At 63.4% G+C, this 23779-nt stretch carries 21 protein-coding genes and 1 pseudogene; 12 read left to right on the top strand and 10 right to left on the bottom strand.

Annotation, left to right across the window (positions count from 1 at the left end; translation table 11 throughout):
• Window positions 1-70 precede the first annotated feature (70 nt).
• From H3V53_RS16015 to H3V53_RS15970, 10 genes are all read left to right on the top strand, one after another.
• Window positions 71-1225: an ABC transporter substrate-binding protein gene (locus H3V53_RS16015; RefSeq protein ID WP_336598764.1), complete on the top strand. Its 1155-nt coding sequence runs from the start codon at window positions 71-73 to the stop codon at window positions 1223-1225.
• The gene (locus tag H3V53_RS16010) at window positions 1222-2796 is read left to right on the top strand and encodes a sugar ABC transporter ATP-binding protein (protein ID WP_336598763.1); all 1575 of its coding nucleotides are present in this window, start codon (window positions 1222-1224) and stop codon (window positions 2794-2796) included. The genes H3V53_RS16015 and H3V53_RS16010 overlap by 4 nt, the downstream gene beginning before the upstream one ends.
• The gene (locus H3V53_RS16005; RefSeq protein ID WP_336598762.1) at window positions 2780-3733 is read left to right on the top strand and encodes an ABC transporter permease; all 954 of its coding nucleotides are present in this window, start codon (window positions 2780-2782) and stop codon (window positions 3731-3733) included. Before H3V53_RS16010 ends, H3V53_RS16005 begins: the two co-directional genes overlap by 17 nt.
• Window positions 3730-4701, top strand: coding sequence for an ABC transporter permease (locus H3V53_RS16000; protein ID WP_336598761.1), 972 nt, complete (start codon window positions 3730-3732; stop codon window positions 4699-4701). Before H3V53_RS16005 ends, H3V53_RS16000 begins: the two co-directional genes overlap by 4 nt.
• A gap of 57 nt (window positions 4702-4758) precedes the next feature.
• Window positions 4759-5829, top strand: coding sequence for a 2,3-butanediol dehydrogenase (locus tag H3V53_RS15995; RefSeq protein WP_336598760.1), 1071 nt, complete (start codon window positions 4759-4761; stop codon window positions 5827-5829).
• 4 nt (window positions 5830-5833) lie between these two features.
• A complete protein-coding gene (locus tag H3V53_RS15990) occupies window positions 5834-6742 on the top strand; it encodes an NAD(P)-dependent oxidoreductase (protein WP_336598759.1) in 909 nt (302 codons plus the stop codon).
• Window positions 6743-6772: 30 nt separating this feature from the next.
• A complete protein-coding gene (locus H3V53_RS15985) occupies window positions 6773-7057 on the top strand; it encodes a YciI family protein (protein WP_054922727.1) in 285 nt (94 codons plus the stop codon).
• A gap of 21 nt (window positions 7058-7078) precedes the next feature.
• Window positions 7079-7942: an intradiol ring-cleavage dioxygenase gene (locus H3V53_RS15980; RefSeq protein WP_336598758.1), complete on the top strand. Its 864-nt coding sequence runs from the start codon at window positions 7079-7081 to the stop codon at window positions 7940-7942.
• On the top strand, window positions 7939-9018 hold the full coding sequence (locus tag H3V53_RS15975; RefSeq protein WP_336598757.1) for a maleylacetate reductase: 1080 nt from the start codon (window positions 7939-7941) through the stop codon (window positions 9016-9018). Before H3V53_RS15980 ends, H3V53_RS15975 begins: the two co-directional genes overlap by 4 nt.
• 73 nt (window positions 9019-9091) lie before the next feature.
• The gene (locus H3V53_RS15970) at window positions 9092-10162 is read left to right on the top strand and encodes an SDR family oxidoreductase (RefSeq protein ID WP_336598756.1); all 1071 of its coding nucleotides are present in this window, start codon (window positions 9092-9094) and stop codon (window positions 10160-10162) included.
• Between the two features lie 217 nt (window positions 10163-10379).
• Here H3V53_RS15970 and H3V53_RS15965 read toward each other — a convergent pair whose 3' ends face one another.
• The gene (locus H3V53_RS15965) at window positions 10380-11720 is read right to left on the bottom strand and encodes an ArsB/NhaD family transporter (protein WP_336598755.1); all 1341 of its coding nucleotides are present in this window, start codon (window positions 11718-11720) and stop codon (window positions 10380-10382) included.
• Between the two features lie 17 nt (window positions 11721-11737).
• A complete protein-coding gene (locus H3V53_RS15960) occupies window positions 11738-12775 on the bottom strand; it encodes an amino acid ABC transporter substrate-binding protein (RefSeq protein WP_336598754.1) in 1038 nt (345 codons plus the stop codon).
• Window positions 12776-13149: 374 nt separating this feature from the next.
• On the opposite strand from H3V53_RS15960, the gene H3V53_RS15955 reads away from it, so the two are divergent.
• Window positions 13150-14919 (top strand): SulP family inorganic anion transporter, encoded by a 1770-nt coding sequence (locus tag H3V53_RS15955; protein ID WP_336598753.1) that lies wholly within the window; start codon window positions 13150-13152, stop codon window positions 14917-14919.
• Between the two features lie 98 nt (window positions 14920-15017).
• Here H3V53_RS15955 and H3V53_RS15950 read toward each other — a convergent pair whose 3' ends face one another.
• The 4 genes from H3V53_RS15950 to H3V53_RS15935 are packed head-to-tail and all read right to left on the bottom strand — an operon-like array spanning window position 15018 to window position 19851.
• Window positions 15018-16028 carry a DUF2955 domain-containing protein gene (locus H3V53_RS15950; protein ID WP_336598752.1) on the bottom strand — a complete coding sequence of 337 codons (1011 nt, stop codon included), beginning with the start codon at window positions 16026-16028 and terminating at the stop codon, window positions 15018-15020.
• An 8-nt stretch (window positions 16029-16036) separates the two neighbouring features.
• Complete coding sequence (locus H3V53_RS15945) at window positions 16037-17161, bottom strand: HlyD family secretion protein (RefSeq protein ID WP_336598751.1); 1125 nt, start codon at window positions 17159-17161, stop codon at window positions 16037-16039.
• Window positions 17158-18717, bottom strand: a complete 1560-nt coding sequence (locus tag H3V53_RS15940) for a TolC family protein (protein ID WP_336598750.1) — start codon at window positions 18715-18717, stop codon at window positions 17158-17160. The genes H3V53_RS15945 and H3V53_RS15940 overlap by 4 nt, the downstream gene beginning before the upstream one ends.
• Window positions 18718-18747: 30 nt before the next feature.
• The gene (locus tag H3V53_RS15935) at window positions 18748-19851 is read right to left on the bottom strand and encodes an AI-2E family transporter (RefSeq protein WP_336598749.1); all 1104 of its coding nucleotides are present in this window, start codon (window positions 19849-19851) and stop codon (window positions 18748-18750) included.
• A 627-nt stretch (window positions 19852-20478) separates the two neighbouring features.
• Between H3V53_RS15935 and H3V53_RS15930 the strand changes: the two genes are divergently transcribed.
• A complete protein-coding gene (locus tag H3V53_RS15930) occupies window positions 20479-21516 on the top strand; it encodes a hypothetical protein (protein ID WP_419539504.1) in 1038 nt (345 codons plus the stop codon).
• A 45-nt stretch (window positions 21517-21561) separates the two neighbouring features.
• Here the strand turns inward: H3V53_RS15930 and H3V53_RS15925 are convergent, their stop codons facing one another.
• The 4 genes and pseudogenes from H3V53_RS15925 to H3V53_RS15910 form a co-directional block, all read right to left on the bottom strand.
• A complete protein-coding gene (locus H3V53_RS15925) occupies window positions 21562-22038 on the bottom strand; it encodes a glycine zipper family protein (RefSeq protein ID WP_054922718.1) in 477 nt (158 codons plus the stop codon).
• A gap of 52 nt (window positions 22039-22090) precedes the next feature.
• Window positions 22091-22449 (bottom strand): annotated as a pseudogene (locus H3V53_RS15920) (hypothetical protein); the annotation flags it as partial.
• A 135-nt stretch (window positions 22450-22584) separates the two neighbouring features.
• Complete coding sequence (locus tag H3V53_RS15915; RefSeq protein WP_336598748.1) at window positions 22585-22956, bottom strand: BON domain-containing protein; 372 nt, start codon at window positions 22954-22956, stop codon at window positions 22585-22587.
• A 27-nt stretch (window positions 22957-22983) separates the two neighbouring features.
• Window positions 22984-23779 (bottom strand): porin (locus tag H3V53_RS15910; RefSeq protein WP_336598747.1); only part of this gene is annotated, 796 nt, incomplete at its 5' end.

The following is a 23779-nucleotide window of genomic DNA, read 5'->3' as shown; positions in this document are numbered from 1 at the left end:
GCGCGTTGAAAAGCAGGGACGGCGACGCGCGCATCTTCCGACGGATATCAAAACATTTACGGAGACATTCATGCGTCGTTCGACCCGCTTTCACCGTGCAAGCGTATTCGCCGCTGCGGCATTCATCCTGACGGCCTCCTGTGCCGCGCGCGCAGACTACACCGGCGCGGCGCGCACGTTCCTGTTCAATCCCGCGGTGCAGATTCCGTTCTCCAATACCGCGAAGTTCAAGAAGAAACCGCCCTACGTGATCGGCTTTTCCAACGCGGGACTCGGCGACAGCTGGCGCGTCGTAATGCAGCACTCGCTGATGAAAGCCGCGGCCGAGCATCCCGACCAGATCAAGCAATTGCTGATCACCAACGGGAACATGGACGACGCCAAACAGGCCGCCGACATTCAGGACCTGATCTCGCGAGGCGTGGACCTGCTGATCGTCAGTGCGAACACGCAAAAGGCGCTCGACCCCGTGGTCACGCGTGCGATGAAACAAGGCATTCCCGTCGTGATGGTCGACCGGCGCATTTCATCGGATAACTTCGTATCGTTCGTGACGGGTTCCGATGCGATGATGGGCCGCGTGTGGGCGCAATGGATCGTCGAGAAGCTGCACGGCAAGGGCAACGTCATCATGCTGGCGGGCCAGGCGGGCTCCAGCGTCAGCGCCGACCGTGAAGCCGCCGCACACGAAGTGTTCTCGCAATATCCCGGCATCAAGGTGCTCGACACGGTCTACTCCGACTGGAGCCCCGTGAAGGCCAAGCAGCAGATGCAGGCGATGATCGCCAAGTACGGGCACACCATCAACGCCGTATGGTGCGCGCATGGCTTGCCCGTCGCGGGCTCGATCGAAGCGTTCCTTGCGGCAGGCTTCAAGCCCGGTGAAATTCCGCCGCACACGACAGCCGACCTCAACGGTCCGCTGCAGTTGGCGTTGAAGTACAAGATTCCGATGCTCGAGATCGGCTATCCGCCTTCGATGGGCGGCACGTCGCTCGATGTCGCGCTCAAGGTGCTGCAGGGTCAGCCGTTGCCGAAGATCTACGAGATCAGCCCGCAGATCGCGCTGACGCGCGGCGACGAGACAGCATCGGTGCCGCATCCCGACCAGTACATCGATCAGGTGGTCGATGCGAAGGGCCCGCCTGACAAGATCATCGACGGCGGCATGGGAGCGGACTACAACCCGTCGACGTTCAAGATCAAGCTGCCGGGTGAGAAATGAACGCGCACATATCGGGTTTTTCAGGTGATGGCGTCGCGCCACCGCCCGACGTGATCCAGGTCAGCGGCATCGTCAAGCAGTTCCCTGGCGTCAAGAGCCTCGATGACGTGAGCTTCGGCGTGCGCGGCGGCGAAATTCATGCACTGGTCGGCGAAAATGGCGCGGGCAAATCGACACTGATGAAAGTGCTCGCTGGCGCATATCTGCCGGACTCGGGCGCATTGTGCTTCGACGGCCAGCCCGTCGCGTGGAAGTCCCCCGCAGACGCAAAGGCGCACGGGGTTCACATCATCTATCAGGAACTCGTGCTGTTTCCGCAGTCGAGCGTCGCGCAGAACATCTTCGCGGGGATCGAGCCCCGCACACGTTTCGGCACGATCGACCACCGCACGATGAACGAACGCGCCGCCACGTTGCTACACGAACTCGGCGTACAACTCGATCCGCGCGAGCGGGTCGGCGCGCTCTCCGTCGCGAGCCAGCAGATGGTCGAGATCGCAAAGGCGATGGCGAGCGAAATTCGCGTCCTCATCCTCGACGAACCGACGGCGGTCATCGCCGGCAAGGAGGTGCAGCTCCTGTTCGAACGGCTGCGCGTGCTGCGCGCGCGCGGCGTCGCCATTATCTACATCTCGCACCGGCTGGATGAAATCTTCGAACTGTGCGACCGCGTGACCGTCATGAAGGACGGCCGTAAGATCGGCACACAAGCCGTGCCGGAAACGACACGCGCCGAACTCGTGCGCATGATGGTCGGCCGCGAAATGAAAGACATCTATCCGCCAAAGTCCAGGCTGGCCCCGGGCGGCACGGTGTTGATGAACGTCGCAGGTCTGCAGGTCGGCAATCGGGTAGTCGATGCCTCGCTCTGCGTGCGCGCGGGCGAAATCGTCGGGCTCGCCGGTATGGTCGGCTCGGGCCGCACCGAACTCGCGTCCGGCGTGTTCGGCGCGCTGCCCGCGCGCGGCACGGTCGAAGTGCGTGGCGCGCGCCATACGCGCATGACGCCGGCAACGGCGATCCGCCTCGGTCTCGGCTTTGTCACGGAAGACCGTAAATCCGAAGGCTTGCTGATGTACCTGAATGTCGCGCAGAACGTCACGGCGACTACCCTGCGGCGCGTGTCCCGTTTTGGATTGCTGAGAGCGAAAGAAGAGCGCACGGCAGGCGCGGATGCAATCCGAGAATACGGCATCGCGGGCGCGCGGCCCACGGGCAGCGTCGCAACGCTGTCGGGAGGCAACCAGCAGAAGGTACTCATCAGCCGATGGGTACGCGTGTGCACCAGCGTGCTGATTCTCGACGAACCGACCCGCGGTGTCGACATTGGCGCGAAGGCGGAAATCTATCGCCTGATGCGCGAACTGACGAATCGCGGCCTCGGCATCCTGATGATCAGTTCCGAGTTGCAGGAAGTCATCGGCATGTCCGACCGCGTGCTGGTGATGCGCGAAGGGCGTATCGCGGGCGAAGTCAGCGGCCAGCAGATGACCGAGCACGACATCATGGCGCTCGCAACGGGCGGTACGCAGCTCACGCAGACGGGAGGCGCTCATGCGTACGCTCATTAGACGCCACGTCTCGCCGAACGCGGCGCCATTCATCGTCGCAGTGTTGATCGCTGTGCTGTTTGTCACGGGCACACACGTCAACGACCGTTTTTCGACGCTGTCCAATCTGCTGAACGTCCATCAGCAGGCGACGGGCCTTGCGCTCGTCGCGCTCGGGCAGACGCTCGCCGTTCTGACAGGTGGCATCGATCTGTCCGTTGGTTCGCTGATCAGCGTGACAGCCACGCTCACATCCGGCATCTCCGATGCGACACAAGGCGGATGGGGCATGGCGATTTCGATCGCGATTGCGTTGTCCGTGGCGGTGGGACTGGCCAACGGCCTGCTCGTGCTGTGGCTGCGCGTGCATCCGCTGATCGTCACGCTGGGTATGGGCGCCATCCTGCAAGGCGGCATTCTGTACTACGCGAACGGCCCCGCAGGCAGCGTGCCGGACGGCTTCGACGCGCTGGCCTACGGCCGCTACGCCAACGTGCCCGTCACCGCCACCGTCGTGCTGCTTCTTTATGCCGGCGTGTCGTACTTCATGCGAAATACGCGCCTCGGCCGGTACGTCTATCTCGTCGGCGACGACGACAACGCGGCAACGCTCTCGGGCATTCCGCGCAAACGGGTGATTCTATCCGTCTACACGTTCTCGTCGCTCTGCGCCGGCTTCACGGGCATTTATCTCGCCGCCCAGTTCGGCTCGGGTCAACCGTATCTCGGCGCCAACTACACGCTGGCATCGATCACGCCCGTGGTCGTCGGCGGCACGATTCTGAGCGGGGGGCGCGGCGGTGTCGTCGGCACGTTGCTGGGGGTGTATCTGCTCAGCATGCTCAACAATCTGATCAACTTTGCCGGCGTGCCGTCGCAGTATCAGCTCATCGTGCAGGGCATCGCGATCATCGCCGCCGTCTGCGTCAACGTCCAGCAAAAGCGGAGGCTCGCATGAACTCGGTTGCTCCGCGCAGCGACGCCCCACCGGTGCGCACGCTGTCGCTGCGTGTCGTACAGCGCTATGGCATCTATCTGTTTCTCGTGGCGCTGATTGCGCTTTCGGGCGCGTGGTCGCCCACTTTCCTTCGCGCCGATAACGTCGTCAACATGCTGGTGCAGTTCGCGCCGCTCGGCATCGTCGTGGTCGGCCAGGTGTTCGTGATTCTCGTGGGCGGACTCGATCTGTCCGTTGCCTCCGTGATGGCGACGGCGGCCGTGATTGCCACTGCATTCGACGACACGAACCATTCAGCCCCCGCCGTCTTTGGCGTCACGCTCGTGCTGTGCATCGGTGCCGGGTTGCTCAACGGCCTGCTTGTCACGAAGCGTCAGGTGTCGCCGTTTCTCGCGACCTTCGCCACCGCCGTCGTGCTCGACGGCCTGCGCTTCGCCTACACGCAGGGCGCGCCTTCCGGCAACGTACCACCGCTCTTTCACCTGATGGGAACAGGCTCGATCGGGGCAGTGCCCGTCAACGTGCTGTTGCTGTTCGTGTGCACGATCGTGTTCGGCACATTGCTGCATCTGTCCACGTTCGGACGGCGCGTGTACATGGTGGGCGGCAACGCCGTGGCCGCGAGGCTGGTCGGCGTGAGTCCCGACACCGTGCGTATCGCGTGTTACGTGATCAGTGCGCTGCTGGCGGGGCTGGCGGGACTGATCCTGTCGGGCTATGTCGGCATCGTCGACAACTGGGTGGGGCGCGGCTTCGAACTCGATTCGATCGTCGCCGCTGTGATGGGCGGGCTCGCGCTCTCCGGTGGCCGCGGCTCGCTGGTGGGCGGCCTCGCGGGTGCAGCCATTCTCGTCATCGTCTTCAACATCGTGCTGCTGATCGGCATGCCCGTGCAGGCGCAGATCATTGTCAAGGGCGTCATCATCATCGGCGCATCCGCGTGCTACGTGAGCCGCCGGCAACGCTGAATCTTCCAAATCCATACGAGGCCATTCGAAATGGCCCGTCTAACCAAGGAGTCGAATATGAGAGCAGTGCGTTTTCACTGTGCGCACGATATCCGGGTCGAAAACGTACCCGACCCGATGAGCATGGGCGCGAGCCAGATGATCGTCAAACCGCTGTGGTGCGGCATCTGCGGCACCGATCTGCACGAGTATCAGGCGGGTCCCATCGTCGTGCCGACCGAGCCGCATGCATTGACGGGAGCAAAAGCGCCTCAGGTTCTGGGTCATGAGTTCAGCGCGGAGGTCGTCGAAGTCGGCAAGGACGTGAAGAACGTGCAGCGCGGCGACCGTATCTCGGTGATGCCGCTCGCGTCGTGTGGTCAGTGCTATTACTGCGCGCGCGGCATGCGCCATCTCTGCACGAAGATGGGTTGCGTCGGGCTCAGCTGGGACGGCGGCGGTATGGCCGAATACACAGTGCTCAACGACTATCACGCGAACCGCCTGCCCGACACCGTCAGCGACAAGCAGGGCGCGCTGATCGAGCCGGCTGCCGTCGCTCTGTATGCCGTGGACCGTGGCGGCGTCACGGTGGGCTCGACGGTGCTGATTACAGGGGCGGGTCCGATTGGCGTACTGGCTGCCCTCGCCTGTCACGCCGCGGGCGCCACCAAGATCTTCGTCAGCGAACCCAATCCGGCGCGCGCCGCGAAGATGGCCGGCTTCGGCGTCACGACTGAAATCTTCGATCCCTCCGACGGCGACCTGCCGCAAAAGATTCGCGACTTGACGGAAGGCGTGGGCGTCGATGTTGCGATCGAATGCGCGGGCAACCAGCATGCGCTGAACGCCTGCGTCGATGCCGTGCGTTCGGCGGGCGCCGTGGTCCAGGCCGGTCTGCACGTCGGCAATGCAAGCGTCGATCCGATGAAATGGTCGCTGAAGGACATTCGGATCGAAGGAACGTGGTGTTACCCCGTTACGATCTGGCCGCGCATCATCGGCATGATCGCGAACGGCAAGTTCCCGGTTGAAAAGCTCATCCACGATCTGATCGATGCCGACGATGTCGTCGAAAAAGGCTTCGACGTGCTGAGCGACACAGGCAGCGACAAGATGAAGATTCTCATCAATCCCCAGGTACGGTGACGACATGCCGCAAACGCAAGAGAAACACCACGCACAACCGATCGGCTGGATCGGCCTCGGCAAGATGGGCACGCCGATCGTGCGCAATCTGCTCGCGGCAGGATTCGACGTGACCGTGTATGACGTCGACGCAGCGCGCGTCGACGAAGCCGTTCGACTCGGCGCCCGCCGCGCTGAGGACCTAGCCAGCGTCGGGCGTTCGGCCCCGCTCGTGTTCTCGATCATCCCCGACGATGCCGTCTTGCGTAAGATCGCGCTCGGCACACACGGCGTAATCGAAAACGCACACGACGGTACTGTCTATATCGACATGAGCACGGTCTCGCCCACGGCGTCGGGCGAAGTTCGCGACGCGGCGCGCAAGCGCGGAATGGGCTATATCTGCGCGCCCGTGTCGGGCAGCACGGTCCTTGCCGACAAGGCGCAGCTCACCGTGTTCGCATCCGGCCCGCAGGGCGCGTATGCCCGCGCGTTGCCCGTCTTCGAGGCGATGTCCGCGTGCCAGTACTACGTCGGCGAGGATCAGCAGGCACGTTATCTGAAGCTCGCCATCAATCATCTGGTTGGCTCGACGGCTGTGCTGCTGGCTGAAGCGCTGACGCTCGGTACAAAGGGCGGCCTCGACTGGGCCGAGATGCTGGAGGTGATCGGCGAAAGCGTCGCGGCGTCCCCGCTCGTCAAATACAAACTCGATCCGCTGAAGAAGCGGGACTTTTCCCCGGCCTTTTCGTCGCGGCAAATGCTCAAGGACATGTCGCTCGTGGTCGACGCGGGCGCGCAGGCCGGCGTACCGATGACAGCCGCGGCGCTCGTGCGCGAGCAGTTCGCGCACTACGCAGAGGGCGACGGCGCGGATCTGGACTTCTTCTCCATCGTGCGCGCTGTCGAAGCGCAAGCCGGGATTTGCCGCTGAATTCTTTTCTCACTTCATTCAGGAGTTGCGATGCACTACACCGTCTACTGCCTCGACCATGACAACATGGTCGAACGCCGTCTTGCCCATTACGAAGAACACAAGGCTTATCTGGCCACTTCGCCGGCCAGGATGGTCATGTCCGGCCCGCTGCTGGCAGGCGATCAGCAAACGATGATCGGCAGCTTCTTTCTTTTCGAAGCAGACGAAATCGGCGACGTGATGCGCTTTAACAGCAACGACCCGTTCAACAAGGCGGGAATCTGGCGCAGCGTGGATATCCGTCCGTTCCTCAAGCGCGTCGACAACCGCTAGTCATATCAACGGATTCGATCAATGCGAAACCTCGACGAGAACACCATCACGGATGCCGTTCTTGCACGCCACGAACACGCGCCCGATGAGCGGCTCAAGACGATCGTCACGAGCCTCGTGCGGCATCTGCACGCCTTCGCCCGCGAGGTCGGCCTGACCGAGCGCGAATGGGAAACCGGCATCCGCTTTCTGACCGATGTCGGTCATATCACGGACGACCGCCGCCAGGAATTCATTCTGCTGTCGGATACGCTGGGCCTGTCGATGCTCGTGACGGCAATGGCGCATCGCAAGCCCAACGGCTGCACGGAAGCAACCGTCTTCGGCCCGTTCTTCGTCGACAATGCGCCCGAATACCGCAACGGCGACGACGTCGCAAACGGCGCGCGCGGCGAACCCTGCTTCGTGTCGGGTGTCGTGCGCGGCCAGGACGGCGAGCCGGTGAGCGGCGCGCGCATCGAAGTCTGGCAGGCGGACGCCGACGGCTTCTACGATGTCCAGACCAGCGACGCCGACACGCATCGCGCAAGAGGCGTGCTGCACAGCCTTGCCGATGGACGCTATCACTTTCGCTCGATCGTGGCGGAGCCCTATCCGATTCCGCACGATGGTCCCGTGGGACGCATGCTCGAAGCGCTGGGGCGTCATCCGTGGCGCCCGGCGCATCTGCATTTCATGATTTCGGCGCCCGGCTATGAACGGCTCGTCACGCACGTTTTCCGCGAGGGCGATCGTTACCTCGACTCGGACGCCGTATTCGGCGTACGTTCGTCGCTGATTGCGCCATGGACTCGCCACGAACGTGGCACGGCGCCCGACGGTACGGTGATGGCGACGCCGTTCAGCACGCTCTCATTCGACTTCGTCCTGAGCCCATCCTCATGATTGCCTTCACCTACACCAGCCGGCCCGGCCGCATCGTCTTTGGCACGGGAGCGATCGAGCGCCTCGCGGATGAACTGGATGAACTGTGCATCCGCCGCGCGCTCGTGCTCTGCACGCCCGAGCAGCGCTTTCTTGCCGACCGCGTGCGCAAGCTCGCGGGCGAGCGCTGCGCGGACATGTTCGATCGGGCCGTCATGCATGTGCCCGTCGAAACCGCGCAGGAAGGGGTCGCGGCGGCGCTCGCAGCGGGCGCGGACGGACTCGTCGCAGCGGGTGGCGGCTCCACGCTCGGACTCGCGAAAGCCATTGCGCTCGAAACCTCGTTGCCGATTCTCGCCATTCCCACCACGTACGCCGGCTCCGAAGTCACGCCTATCTACGGCATGACGTCGGCCAGCGAGAAAAAGACCGGCAAGAGTTATCGCGTGCTGCCGCGCACCGTGATCTACGACGCGTGCCTCACACTGACCTTGCCCGCGTCGCTGTCGGCAACGAGCGGACTCAATGCCATTGCGCATGCCGCCGAAGGGCTCTATGCGCAGGACGCCAACCCCGTGATGTCGCTTTTCGCCGAAGAAGGCATCCGCAGCCTCGCGAATGCGCTGCCGCGCATCGTCACGCAGCCGGACGATATCGCGGCACGCGAAGCCGCCCAGTACGGTGCCTGGCTGTGCGGGACTGTGCTGGGGAGTGTCGGCATGGCATTGCATCACAAGCTGTGCCACACGCTTGGCGGAATGTTCAATCTGCCGCACGCGGAAACGCATGCGGTGATGCTGCCTTATTCGATGGCGTTCAATCTGCCCGCCGCGCCAGCGGCCCACGAACGCCTGTGCAAGGCACTGGAGACGCAAGAGCCCGCCGCCGCGCTGCACGACCTTGGCCGCTCGCTCGATGCACCCGCGTCTCTCGATGCGCTAGGTCTTCGCTCAACCGATATTCACGCTGCCGCCACGGTAGCCATGCAGGCTCCCTACTACAACCCGAGGCCGCTCTCGTATGAAGCGGTACATCGCTTGCTGACGTGTGCTTTCGACGGCATACGGCCCGACAGCCGGACTTTCCAGAGCGTATAGTCCGCTTCCCGCGGCGAAGCGCGCATCCGCAGATTCTTCCTGCCAACACTGCTACTTTCGATATTTACCTTACATGGACAAACGGGCACTCATCATTGGCGCGACGGGCATCGTCGGCGGCAATCTCGCGCAACATCTGCTGGCACGCGGAGGCTGGAACGTCACGGGCCTCTCGCGCGGACGTACCCAGGCGCCCGACGGCGTCGGGTCCGTCACCGCCGATCTCACTTGCGCGCAATCCGTCACGGATGCGCTGCAAGGGCAGCATTTCAGTCACGTCTACTTCACCGCATGGTCGCGACAGGCAACCGAGCGCGAGAACATCCAAGTGAACGGCGCAATGGTGCGTCACGTGCTAGATGCGCTCGGCCCTTCCGGCAAGCTCGAACACGCCGCGCTCGTCACGGGTCTCAAGCATTACCTGGGGCCTTTTGAAGCGTATGCGCAAGGCAATGTCCCGCTCACGCCGTTTCGGGAGGAACAAGGCCGGCAACCCGTCGATAACTTCTACTACGAGCAGGAAGACCGGCTGTTCGAAGCCGCGCGTCGATATGACTTCGGCTGGAGCGTGCATCGACCGCATACGATCATCGGTTTCGCGCTCGGCAACGCGATGAACATGGGCGTCACGCTCGCCGTGTACGCGACGCTGTGCAAGGAAACGGGGCAACCGTTCGTGTTTCCCGGCTCGGCCGCCCAATGGAACAGTCTCACGGATATGACCGACGCGCGCCTGCTCGCGCGGCATCTCGAGTGGGCGTCCACCTCGCCCGCCGCGCGCAACGAGGACTTCAACGTCGTCAATGGCGACGTGTTCCGGTGGAAGTGGATGTGGTCCCAGCTCGCGCAGTATTTCGACATCGAGCCCGCGCCTTTCGACGGTGAGACGCGTCCGCTTGAACATCGCATGCAGGATGCGGGCAGGCAATGGGCGGACATCGCGGGCCGCTACCAGTTGAAGGAACCCGGTATCGACAGGCTCGTGTCGTGGTGGCATACGGATGCCGACCTCGGACGTCCGATGGAAGTGCTGACCGACATGAGCAAGAGCCGTCAAGCCGGCTTCCTCGATTATCAGCGCACACCGGATGCGTTTTTCGCCCTCTTCGATAGATTGAAGCGCGAACGGATCATTCCTTCCTAGCCGTCTGTTACGGCGAGCGGCGGCATTCGCTTCGTTGGCTGGCACGAAACGGAAAGTGTCGCGCTGAGCGATGTCCGCATGACCTGTAGCGCAATCGACGGCCAAGCGGCTCGACTCCGGCGCGGCCATATCGCGTCGGCGGCCTGAACGACTGTCCTGGCAAGTACGTCGCCGCCGCTTTTCGGTCCCGGCACACGCCAGCAACGCCCGCGACCACTCACCGAAACACCCGACCCAGCACCACCACATAAGCAGCCGACACCACCAGTTGCACGACCGTAATCGGCACGCCATAGCGAAGAAATTTCCCAAACGTGATGGGTGTTCCCTGTCGCGCACAGATGCCCGACGCAACGATATTGGCGGCCGCCCCCACGAGCGTCGCATTGCCGCCCAGCGTCGCACCAAACATCATCGCCACGAACACGGGAATCGAAGCATTGGGCCAGTCGGAAAATCCCGGCGAGAGCGCCGTTTCGGGCACGACCTCCGCCATGACGAGATAGCCCTTCACCATGACGACCGATGCGGCCGCAACCGGTACGTTGGCAAGCAGGCTCGACAGCAAACCAATGCCGAACAGCAGCGTCAGCGCGACGAGCGTCAATTGCCCGCCGTACACGCGATAAAGATTGAGCGCCATGACCTGCAGCAGCCCCGTCTTGCTCATGGCCTGCACCAGACAGAAGATGCTCGCGAGGAACAACAAGGTCTTCCAGTCGACGTCGCGCAGTACGTTTTCGGTCGGCTCGAACCTGCCGGCAATGCCCACCAGCAAGGCCAGTGCACTTGCGATCAGCGCGACGGCAGGCGGCACGATGCGCGTCGGCAGATGTTCGCCGCCGATGAACAGCAACACCATCATGATCAACACGGCCCCCGCGAGCGCCGCATAGACGGGTCGCTCGATCCGCTTCGTGCGTGCCTGAGGCAAAAGCTCGCGCTTCAGACGGCACAGGTCGGGCATGAGGATCGGCAGAAGCGGCACGATGACAAGCACGGCAACGAGTCCGCCCGGCGAGACCCGGCGCAAATATTCGCCAAACGACATGCCAACCGCGCTTCCGACGAGAAACGTCGCGGGATCGCCCACCAGCGTCAAGAGCCCGGCCGAATTGCTGATGATGGCCGTGAGCAGCATGGGTCTCACGTAGTCGGTCTCGAGCGCGATGCACACACGGATGATGACGGGCGCCAGCAAGATGACGGTGGTCGCGTTGGGCAGCACGGCGCAAACAGGCGCGACCAGCGCGACGAGTATGAGCAGAAAGCGCATGCCGCTGCCGCCCGTCGCGCGCAGATAGAGATCGCCGATCAATTCGAAGATGCCCGTGGTGGCCAGAATACGCGCTACGACCATCCCGCCGAACAACAAGCCGAGCGGTCCCGCCGCCGTGCTGGTCGCGGCAATCAGATCCTGCGCGTCCAGAATGCCGAGCGCGATCAGGACGCACGTTCCCGTCAACGCCGCGACCGCCATATCGATCACGTTGAACGCGATCAGCAGGATGACGAGCGCGAATACGGACACCGTCATGTAAATGTGCAACTGACTCATGGCGTCACCCTGCACGTTTATTGAAGCGGCGGCGCAATCATCAGGCCGCCTTGCGTCCATAGCCGGTTCAGGCCGCGATCCAGCTTGATCGGCGAACCTGGGCCCAGATTTCGATCGAACATTTCGCCGTAGTTGCCGACGCTGCGCACGGCGCGCACCATCCATCCCTGCTCGACGCCAAGACTTCGCGCAATCGCATCGTCACCTGTCAGCGCCCGCTTCACGGCGGGATCGGCGAGGCGCGCCTGCAGGTTGCCCCGCGTCACGCCCACTTCTTCTGCCGTCACGAGCGCAAACAGGACCCAACGTACGAGCGTAAGCCACTGCCTGTCGCCGCCGCGCACGACGGGGCTCAGCGGCTCTCTGGCGATGCGTTCCGGCAGGATGTCGGACGTTTGCGGGCCGCCTGGTGCTTCGAGGCGAACGGCGGCGAGATGCGATGCGTCGGCGGAATAGGCGCTGCATCGTTCGGACTGGAACGCGTTGCGCGCTTCGGTGGCGGAGTCGAACAACAGGGGCTGGATACCCAGTTGATGATCGGCGGAATACTGTCGCAGATGTAGTTCGCTCGACGTACCTTTTTCAACGCAGACGGTCGCGCCTTTGAGGTCCGCCGCCGATTGCGCGCCGCCCGGCCGGCGCACCAGAAAACCCTGCGTATCGTAATAGAGGACGCCGGCGAACTGGACGTCGAGCGTCGCTTCACGAAGCAGCGTCCACGTCGTGTTGCGCGCGAGCAGGTCGACCGAGCCTTGATACAGCGCAGGAAAACGCGCCGACGCCCTGAGCGGCACGTAGACCACTCTCGCTGAATCGCCCAGCGCGGCGGCGGCCACGGCCCGGCAGAAATCGACATCGAGGCCTGACCATTGCCCTGAACCGTCTTTGACAGAGAATCCCTGAATGCCTTCGCTCACGCCGCATCGAACCGATCCGCGCGCGCGAATCTGGGCGAGCGTTGCGCCGTCGGCCGCACGCACATCGGCGGACACGGTCGCCGCCAAGGCAAGGCAGGCCGACAACACCGCCGCACTGCACTTCAAGAGGCGCGCCATGATCGACCCCTCCGGAACCGCCAGTGGCGGCGATAGAAGACTGCGTTCGCAGTACTCCTGCCCCGCATCGCCGCCGCGGCTCCTTGCTTCTTTAGACGCGAAGGGGCAAGCCGGCCATCACGATACAAGCCGGAAAAGAAACCACAGCCGATGACGGCGATGTCTTCGCGTTCGCACGCCCCGGTAGCGACCCGCGCGCGACATGCCGTTTTTCAGTCTAGGCAACGCGTTTTGTCGCCGGTATTGGACTTTGGTCCAGTGCGGATAGCGCAAACCATTCCTACTGTCGCCAGCGCATCTCAACTATTCTTGCAAGCAGAGGCAGCACCCGTAGCGCGCGCCGCCATGCCGCACCTTCGAGGGACGCAACCGACATGCAATCCCGTCAACCCATTCCTGAGCACGTGCACACCGCGACGGGAGCGCCGCGATGGTTGCGCTGGCTGCCCGGGCTCGCCGTGCTCAAGGAGTACCAACCGGCCTGGCTGCCGCAGGATCTGACGGCGGGCCTGGTATTGACCACCATGCTCGTGCCCGTCGGCGTCGCCTACGCGGAGGCGTCGGGCGTGCCCGGCGTCTACGGGCTCTACGCAACCATCGTCGCGCTGCTCGTCTATGCCGTGGTCGGTCCTAGCCGCATTCTCGTGCTCGGTCCTGACTCGGCCCTCGCAGCGCCGATTCTGGCCGTCGTCGTGCAGATCGCGGGAAACGACCCCGTGCGCGCCGTGTCAGTGGCCAGCATGATGGCCGTCGTGTCCGGCCTCTTCTGCATCGTGATGGGGCTGTTGCGGCTGGGCTTCATCACCGAACTGCTATCCAAGCCGATTCGCTACGGCTACATGAACGGCATCGCGTTGACCGTGCTGATCAGCCAGTTGCCGAAACTGTTCGGCATTTCGATCGAGGATCAAGGACCGATCCGAGATGTGCTGAACCTTGGCCGCGCCATCACCGCCGGCCGCGCGAACTGGTACAGCTTTGCCGTGGGCGCGGGAACGCTCGTGCTGATCCTGCTGCTCAAGCGTTTCAGGAAATTTCCCACCATTCTTCTTGCCGTCGTGCTGGCGACGCTTTGCGTGACCGTGTTCAGACTGGATAGCGTCGGTGTCAAGGTGCTCGGCACGATTCCGCAGGGGCTGCCTGTTTTTGCAGTGCCGTGGGCGACCAACGCGGATCTCGTCAAGATTGTGCTGGGCGGCTGTGCCGTCGCGCTGATCTCGTTCGCGGACACCAGCGTGCTGTCGCGCACCTTCGCCGCGCGGTTCCAGACTCGCGTCGATCCGAACCAGGAGATGGTGGGCCTGGGCGCCGCCAACCTCGTGACGGGATTCTTTCAGGGATTTCCGATCAGCAGCAGTTCGTCGCGCACGCCCGTGGCCGAAGCGGCGGGCGCGAGGACGCAGCTGACGGGCGTGGTCGGCGCGCTCGCCGTCGCGGCGCTGCTGGTCGCCGCCCCAAATCTGATGCGGTATCTGCCGAACAGCGCGCTTGCCGCCGTCGTGATCGCGGCGGCCATCGGCCTGTTCGAAATCGCCGACCTCAAGCGGATCTATCGCATCCAGCAGTGGGAATTCTGGCTGTCGGTTGCGTGCTTCGTCGGCGTTGCGGTGTTCGGCGCGATTCCCGGCATCTGCATGGCCGTGGTGATCGCGGTGATCGAGTTCCTGTGGGACGGCTGGCGGCCGCATTTCGCAGTGCTCGGTCGAGTGGAAGGCCTGCGCGGCTTTCACGACATCACTCGTTATCCGAACGCCGTGCAGATTCCGGGGCTGCTGCTGTTTCGCTGGGATGCACCCCTCTTCTTCGCGAACGCCGAACTGTTCCAGCAGCGCCTGCTCGACGCCATCGAGCACTCGCCGACGCCCGTCAAACGAGTCGTCGTCGCAGCCGAGCCCGTGACCAGCGTAGACGTGACCTCCGCCGACATGTTGCGCGAACTGGTGCGGATTTTGAGGGATCGCGGCATCGCGTTGCACTTCGCCGAAATGAAGGACCCCGTGCGCGACAAGCTGATCCGTTTCGAGCTTGTCGAGACGATCGGCGATACGCGCTTTCACCCCACGGTAGGCAGTGCGGTGGACGACTACATCGCAAAATACGGCAGCGGCGCCGAAGACGCGGAACACGGCGGACCGCGGCATTGAGCCGCGCGCGCTGGCGTCAACGATCAATCCCGTGAAAACAGACTTCCCGCAGATTATCCCGGACGCGCTCGGCCATCGGACGACTGCCGCATGGCGTGTCATCCCGCGCGGCCGCGTCGCTCGAATACCAGCAGCATCAGACAGGCATATGCCGTGACCGCCAAGAAGAGTCCCATGCGTATCGCGAATGCGGTGTAGACGTCTTTCCCCGCCACGCTGTCCTGCACGGACTGGCCGAGCAGGATGATCATCGTGACGAGGCTGTTCAACCAGAAGCCTGCCGGGTAGCGCGTGCGGCTCAGCCCGTAGATCTTGCGCCCCACCAGCAGGCCGAACAGCAGCATCCATAGAAAGAACATCCACACATGCACGAACAGCCGGAGCGCAAACCAGAACGAGATGGCCAGCGCGCCGCCAAGCAGCGTCGAACCGATCAGATCGCGGGCCGCACTGCGGGCTGTCGTCGTGCAGCTTTGCCGGCCGAGGCTCACCGCTTTCATGATGATCGGCATGTAGCTCGCGGGATCGGTCGTCGCCAGCAGATAGGCGGGCATCACGACGAACGCGGCGCGCCACGCGACGCGCATCGCTTCGCGCTCCGGCAGCGTGCGTTTGCCGGGTCGCTTCGCGGCGTCCAGCTGTTCGGGAAACAGCAGGTGAGTCAGCGCCGACACCAGCACGGCCAGCACGAGCCCGTTCACCAACGCGCTGACCACCGTGACGGCCAATGCGAAGTTCGCCGTGCCGGCTGCGGAGATCATCGTCAGTCCGGCGGCGAGAAACGTCGCGACGAGATTGTTGCCGCTGCGCAATCCGTAGCGAAACGCGACGAACAGCAACAGCCCGACGATCATCACGCCCGCTGCCGCGTAATGACGCAGCAATGGAACGAGAAGCAGGCCGCTGCCCGTGGTGAACAGGACGACGAGCGTGAGCGCCGCGCCTTCGCGCAACGACAGAGGACGGTTCTGGGTTGCCAGAAACGCGGCGAACACGGGCGCGACGACGGGTATCGACAGATCGAGCGCGAAGCTGATCGCGACGCACAGCGCCGTTGCTGTCGCCATGCGCAGCGCGCGTCGTGCGGGAATCCGGAGCGCGTTTTCCATGGGCGTCGTCAGTAGAGGTACGACACGTAACTCATCACGCGCAGGAACAGGCGCCCCAGCACGTTGAGGGGATTGCCCTGGCTCGGAAACGCCATCACTTCGGCCTGCCCGCCCACGCGAACGCCGCGCAGACGCGCGCGCTCATCGGCGTTGAACTCGACGATGACGGGAAAGCGCTGCGCGGGACGCAGCCAGTCGCGGCTGTTCTGCACGGTGGGCAAACTGCCGGGCGGCGTACTCTGCCCGACGCTCACGCCGTAGCCGATACTGCGGACCCTGCCTTCGAAGACCTCGCCGGGCAGCGCATCCAGCACGATCGCCACGGGCGTGCCGGGCCGCAGGCGTCCCAGGTTGTTCTCGGTCATATCGGCGCTGATCCACACATCGTGGATCGCGATCAACGTCATGACGGGCTTGCCCGCCGCTGCGAATTGACCGACCTCCGTGCTGAGATCCGTGATGACGCCGCCCGTGCGCGCCTTGATTTTCGTGTTCGCCAGATCGAGTTCGGCCTTCGCGAGCGTCGCGGCGGCGCTGCGCATCTGCGCATTCCCGGCGTCGTGACTGCCGCCCTGCTGCTCGCGTGCGCGTTCGACTTCGGCGCGCGCGGCGGCCACCTGGCTTTGCGCCTGCTCGTGTGTCGCGCGCGCCACCTCCAGCCGGCGCAGCGACACCGTCCCCTCGTCTTCCCGATATAGCCGCTCGAGCCGGTCGCTGTCCTGCCGCGCCTTGATCTCGTTCGCGATGGCCGCGCGCAACGACGCCAGCGCCGAATCGATGCCCGCCGTGCTCGCGCCGACCTGGCCGCGCGTCGTTTCGAGGTCCGCCTGCGCGCGATCCACTGCGATGCGGTATGAGTCGGCATCGACTTCGAACAGCACGTCGCCGGCCTTCACCTGCTGGTTGTTCTGCACGAGCACGCGCACTACCCGGCCCGATACTTCGGGCGCAACCGGGATCACATAGGCCTGCACGCGCGCCTGCTGCGTGTAGGGCGTCAGGCGGTCGGCAAGCAGATACCAGATCAGGCTCACGACGATCGCGCCGACGATCCACTTCACCGCCGCGCCCGAAGGATCGGGTGGCGGCGACGGCGTGGTCGCGGGCCGGGACGTTTCCGCCGTTTCGCTCATCGTGAGCCGCCCTCCGCAGGCGCTGCTGCGCCCGATGACACACTGGCGTCGTTCAGCAGATCGCCCCAGTCCGTGCGCCGCTGCATCTGCTGGCGGGTCGCGGCATCGACGAGCGGCTGCTGCGTGGACCAGCCGCCGCCCAGCGCCTTGTACAGCGCGATCAGACTGCCTGCGGCATTGCTGCGGTTGACGACGTACGCATCCTGCTGCGCGAACAGCGCGCGCTGCGCATCGAGTACGCGCTGGAAGTCCGAATAGCCTTCGCGGTAGATCGTGTTGGCGAGCGCGAGCGAGCGCCGCGCCGCCCGTTGTGCGTCGTCCAGGATGGTATCGCGCTGTAGCGCGGCAATGAGCGCCGTGGCGGCGTCGTCGGCCTCGCGCGCCGCCTCGCGCACGGTGTTGCCGTAGGCCACCGTCGCCTGTTGCAGCCGGGCGTCCTGCACGCGCACGTTGTTGGCGATCCGGCCGTGATCGAATACGTTCCACGTGATGCTCGGCCCGGCGATCACGGCCAATGTGTTCGGCGAGCCGGTGAGCGAGCTCGCGCTCCAGACCAGCGATCCCACCAGCGAAACGGACGGATAAAAGTCGGCTTCCGCCACGCCGACGAGGGCCGACTGCGCGGCCATCTGATACTCGGCGGCGCGCACGTCGGGGCGCCGCAGCAGCAGATCCGCGGGCACGTCCTGCAGCACGGCGCGACTGACGAGGGGAACCACGCCTTGCTTGCCCGGCTGCGCGTCGAGTTCCGGCAGCGGACCGGGGGGCCGCCCCATCAGCACGGACAACGCGTGACGGGCCAGCGCGATCTGGCTTTCCAGCTCGGGGATGCTGCTCAACGTGCCCAGATACTGCGTCTTGGCCTGCTGCAGATCCAGTTCATCCGACTCGCCCGCTTTGAAGAGCTTCTGCGCGATGTCGAAGCTGCGCTTTTGCAGCGCGGCGTTCTCGCGCGCGATGCGCACGCGCGCCTCGGCTGTCCTCAGCGTGAAATAGGTATCGGCGACCTGCGCGTGCAGCAGAACCAGCGCGGCATCGCGGTTGGCCTGCTGGGCGAAATAGGCGGCGTCCGCCGATTCGATCGCGCGCGCAAAACGTCCCCAGAAATCGAGTTCCCAGCCGAGGCTGAAGCCCGCGCCGTATTGCCAGTAACCGCCCGAGCGCGTGTTGAAGCCATCGGAGCGCTTGCGCGCCGAGTAGAGCACGTCGGCATTGACCTGCTGCACCTGCGGATAGCGTCCCGCGAGCGCAATGCCCAATTGCGCGCGCGCCTCGATCACGCGAAGGCCGGCGAGCTTCAGGTCGCCATTGTTCGCGTCGGCTTGCGCGATCAGCTGTTCGAGGTTCTGGTCGCCGAAAACCTGCCACCATTGGCGCACATCGGGTTGCGCGGCCTGCTGCGTGACCTGCTCGATCGATGCGCTGGTCCATTGTTCGCTCCAGCGCTCGTGCTGCGGCTGAAAGTCAGGCCCTACACGCATGCAACCGCTCAGCGCAGCCGCCAACCCTCCGATGATGCAACCCGCCCCGACCAGCGCCGCCCCGCATCGACTCATTACAGGTGGCACGGCGTCGTCCCCGTGGCGTCAAGGCCGGTTCTGTTTCTGGCACTGCACGGCCTCCGGCTGATCCCTGACCCATCGCCAGAAGAGTTGATAGGCCACCGCGAGCATCACGGGACCAATGAAGAGCCCGACCACGCCGCCCGTTACCATGCCGCCGAGCGCCCCGATCAGTACGACGGGCATCGGCACGGCGACGCCTCGCCCCAACAGCAGCGGCTTGAGCACGTTGTCGGCGAGACCGGCGACGAAGACATAGACCGAGAAGATGACCGTCGCCGTGCCTACGCCGCGCGTAACGATCACGAAGATAATGACGGGAACAGTAATCAATGTGGCCGGCAGCTGCATGATGCCGATCAGCAGCACGGCGAGCGCCAGCAGCCCCGCGCCGGGAATGCCCATCACGATGAACGCGACGCCGATCAGCAGCATCTGGATGAACGCGATTCCCACGACGCCCTGAGCCACCGCGCGAATGGTGGACGTGCACAGGTCGGCGATTTGCGGGCCGTTGTCGGGTCCGGAAATGCGCGATGCGATCTGCACCGTGCTGCGATAGCCCTTTTCGCCGTGCGCCATCAGAATGCCGGCGACGATCAGCGCGAAGAAGAACACCAGCAGCCCCGCACCGAGCCCCGTGACCATGCCGAGCACCCCGAGACCGACCTCCTTGAGTTGCGGCGCGAATTTTTGCGCGAGGCCCGTGAGATCCGTCGAAGCCTGCGCCCAGAAGTCGTAAATGCGCTGGCCCACCAGCGGCCAGGCCGCCACCGACTCGGCAGGCGGCGGAATGCGGAAGCTGCCGCTGCGAAATACCGCCATCGCGCGTTCGATCGAACTGCCCACGGCGACGCCAAGCAGATAGGTCGGCACGAGAATGACAGCGAACGCCACCAGAATGATCAGCGTCGCAATCAATCCGTCCTTGCCGGCAAGCGGTCCTCTGAGCATCGTCTGCAGCGGATACAGCGTCACCGCGAGAATGACGGCCCAGACCATCAGATTGAAGAATGGGAAAAAGATCCGGAAACAGAAAACGGCCAGAACTGCGATGAGTCCGGCACGGATCAGGACATCGAGCAACTCTCTTGACAACGTGCGTTGCGTGATCGCGGTAGGCAACATCCCGTGCCTCCTCACAAGAGACTGTCTTGTTACGCCGACAACGCGCTTCAGATAGATTGCCAGCGCTGATTCGCAGGGTGGCAGGACGGACCGTCAGTGCACCTGCGCCGTCTGGAATACGTATTTCAGCAGCATGCCAAGCCAAGAAAAGACAATGGCCAAAGCCACACCGCGCCACTATAGTATGCATTCAGCCATGCATGGATACTATAGGCACTAAGCCGCTTCTTTTCCATGAAGGTGACAGATGCACCATTCGAATGACACGGTCTGGTGCAACACTGACGAAAAACGCGCTGAATGACAAAGTGATGTTCAGCGAATGAACGCTGAAAATGGAAGCAGCCGCCCCTGAACAGGAATCGTTTTTAAATGACCCGACCGACGAACAGGCAGTGGTCATTTCGCTTTATGGTGAACGCGAAAGTTTCCTACGATCAAAAGATCGTCCTGCCTGGTACTGTCAACAGGTTTCATGCAAAGCGGAAAATGGATCATGCAAGCCATGGCCGCAAGGCGCTTTGTACACCCGCCACGTCGTGCTTTTCAGATCTGACCTGCGGCCCCGCGTGGTTTTGACCGATAGCAATGGAAGTGCGAACAACCCTCCACAAGAAGGAGTGTTCTATGCGGGGTCGACACACCGCCGTTCTCGCTCTACTGCATCACTGGCATCATTGCCTTCCGTCTTCTGATGGTTGGCAGAAGACTTTGCAAGCCTGGCCGCTTGCAACATGCATCGCGCTGATTGCCGCCTTGCTGCCGGGCGCATCGAATGCGCAGGCATTGTCGAACCCTTCTATCGTCGGCGGCAATGTGAAAAAGCACGCGGACGCCGTGCTGGCAGTCATGACGTACACGACGGTGCCCGACGTCACCACCAGCAATCTGTCCGTCAACAACGGCACCACGGGTAATCCCGGGTTCGGCCAGACGCAGTTGGGCGGCGGCTTCACGCTCAGCAAATCGTTTCCGTTATATATGGAAGGCACGCTGGCCTATAGCCGGTACGATCCCATCTTCGTTGCATCCGATGGCTCCGAGCAGCGCGCCGTCCCCACGAAATGGAATACCTTTAGCGGCACCGTCGGCTTGGGGTGGGATTTCCGTATCACCAACGAACTCGTCCTCCGTCCCATCCTCAACGGTACGATCGGACGGGTGTCGAGCGATCTGAAAGTGGGGCAGTCCATCTTCAATCGCGTGACGGACAGCAACCTTCAGTTCCTCGAGAACGGCTCGCTCGACGCCTACGGTTATGGCGGCTCATTGATGCTCGACTTCGAGCATTACCGCGAGAACTACGAGATCGACGCGGAGCTTCGCGCGACGGATATCTATCTGCGCAGTTTCGGCGGATCATCGGAGGCCGTTCAGGGTTCCGCCACGGCGCAACAGGTCAGCCTGTGGACCCGCTGGCGCGCGCCAACCGGTCTTCACGCACTCGACCGGCCCGTGCGCTATGTGCTCGAGGCCGCTTACTCGCACTACTTTGGCGATAGCGCGGGTGTGCTGGGCTTCAACGATCTGACGTCATTGGGCGTCGGCCTCGAACTCGACAGCAGCAGATACCCCGTCATCATCACGCGCACGCGCGCGATGGTGCGCTACGTGTTCGGCAACAACGTACACGGCGTGTCCTTCGGGTTCGCGATGAGCTTCTAGCGAATCACGAACGCGTCGAAGACACGCCGTCGTCGGAGCTTGCGCTCAGTGCATCGTGTATCCGCGGCCGCTCATGCACGCAGAATAGGCCTGGTTGAATGCGCCCATGGCGTTCTGCTTCTGCGTCTCGGCATTGGCCTGTTGCGCGCGCTGGTTCTGGCGCGCACGCATTCCGCCGCCCATGGTTCCGGCGGCGGCACCAATGGCGGCACCCTTGCCCGCATCGCCGGCAATCGCGCCGATCACAGCGCCGCCGGCAGCGCCACGCGCTGCTCCGCCAACCCGCTCGCCGCCACCGACAGCCGGGCCGGACGGCGGCGGAGGCGTTGCAGCCACCGCGGCAGGATCGACGCCCGTCTGCGACTTTGCCCACGACGCGCATGCGCTCTGGTCCTGCTGCTGTTTCTGCGCGCTTTGCCCTTTGGCCGGATAGGCGACGGGCTGAGCCTGCACGATCGCCTGACAACATAGCAGCGCAGCTGCCGTGATGAACGACATACGACGCTTGATGAGTGTGTTCATGAGAATCCCCTTTCTGCTCGCGCGTTCCATCTCAGTCTATTCGGTGCAACGTTCACCTGGTAGTGAATCTTTCACGTCTTACGCCTTGATTCGAAGTACAGCGCATGCCCGACGTCGCCACCCGCACCAGCGAGAGTTCGTAGAAGTTGAAGTTCAGGTCATTCACGTTGTTCTCGACGTAACGGTATGACCATACTTCGCGCTTCATCATGCGGAAATAGGACGTCTCGTAAGGACGGCCAAAATCGATCAGTGCGTCATCGCGCGTCGACTTGTTGAGTTCCGCGCGATAGTTTTCCTGAAGTACCTGGCGAATACTCAACAGCTTTCCCGACGCATGAAGTCGGCAGTCGTGGTCGCGGCGCCCATCGGTTGCGTCGGCTACATCGGGCGCTTGCCGCCATTCGGAACGGCTATAGGTTTCTCGTTGCCGCCTGAAGTACATTCGTCGTGCCTGGGGCGCGACTCAATACGATTGAGTTATAGACCATATTGAATCCGCAAAGCGGCCACGCGCCCCTCGCCCCTGCACCAATGCGTCGCGATTTACATCTGCCCAAAGGGCTTCTTCACGCCCAGCTTGTTGGTCACGGACGTCACGCCCGGCACGCCCTTCGCGATCTGCACGACCCGGTCGATCTGGGACGCATCCGTCACCGTGCCATTCAATGTCACCGCGCCATTTTTGGCAATGACGCTGATATCGCCGGCATTGATGTCCTTTTGCTTCACGATGGCGGCATACACCGCCCGGCGCAGCGCGCGATCCGCCTTCCGTCCGCTGACGGGCGCGGACGTAGCGGATGCGTCGGCGGCGCTTGCCGGCGTGCTGGCCGACTGCGGCTGTGCCAACGCGTCCATCGACGTCGAAATGATCAAGGCGGCGAACACCAGCCCAACTGTATAAATCGTTTTCATGTGTACTCCGTTGAGGCCGATCGAAAATCAGAACGTGTGGCGAATGCCGAGCATTGCAGCTGTCGTCGACACACCCGGCGCGACGGGTGCGCCATAGATGATCGTCTGGTTCATGGTTCCCTTGTTGTCGACATATCCGACCTGCGCATAAGCCTTGGTTCTCTGCGACAGGTTGTACTCCGCGCCAACGGCGAATTCGCTGGAATGATTCGAAGAATTGTTCTTGTCCTTCAGGTAGTAATAGCCCGACGTGACCTTGAAACGCGGACTGAATTGATAACCCAGGCCGCCCGACGCCATTTCGAAGTCCGCGGTATTGCTATGCGCCGGATTTTTGCCGATCGCGTACGACGCGGAGAACGAGAATCCGCTGAGCGTGTACATCGCGCCGAAATAATAGAAGCGGTTATTCGCAAGACCGGTTGCGGGCACGGCGGGCGCGGCAGGATACGTCAACGGGAACGGATTGGTATCGTGTCCGTTGTAGTAGACCGCCGAAAGGTTCAGGCCGTAGTTCGAATACTTGAGCACGGCCGACTCGCGCGTGCCGCCCTGGAACTGGCCACCCACGCCGCCCGGCGCATATTCGAGCGCGACCGATGCGCCATAGAACTTCGGCGAGTTATAGACGAGCGCATTGCTGTCATAAAGCGCGCCGATCGGCGCGTTGGTGCTGGTGCCCGGCCATCCCGCCGCCTGATTGATGCCGAGCCAGGCGGTCAGGATACTGCCGAAGTACTGTGCGCCGCGCACATCGGTTTCAGCCATCGCGTAGATCATCGGGATGATCTGCCGGCCGGCGTCGAACGTGCCGTACGGACTG

This window comes from Paraburkholderia bengalensis, from assembly GCF_037126505.1.
GTDB lineage: Bacteria > Pseudomonadota > Gammaproteobacteria > Burkholderiales > Burkholderiaceae > Paraburkholderia > Paraburkholderia bengalensis.
This window is presented reverse-complemented; position numbering and strand designations above follow the sequence as displayed.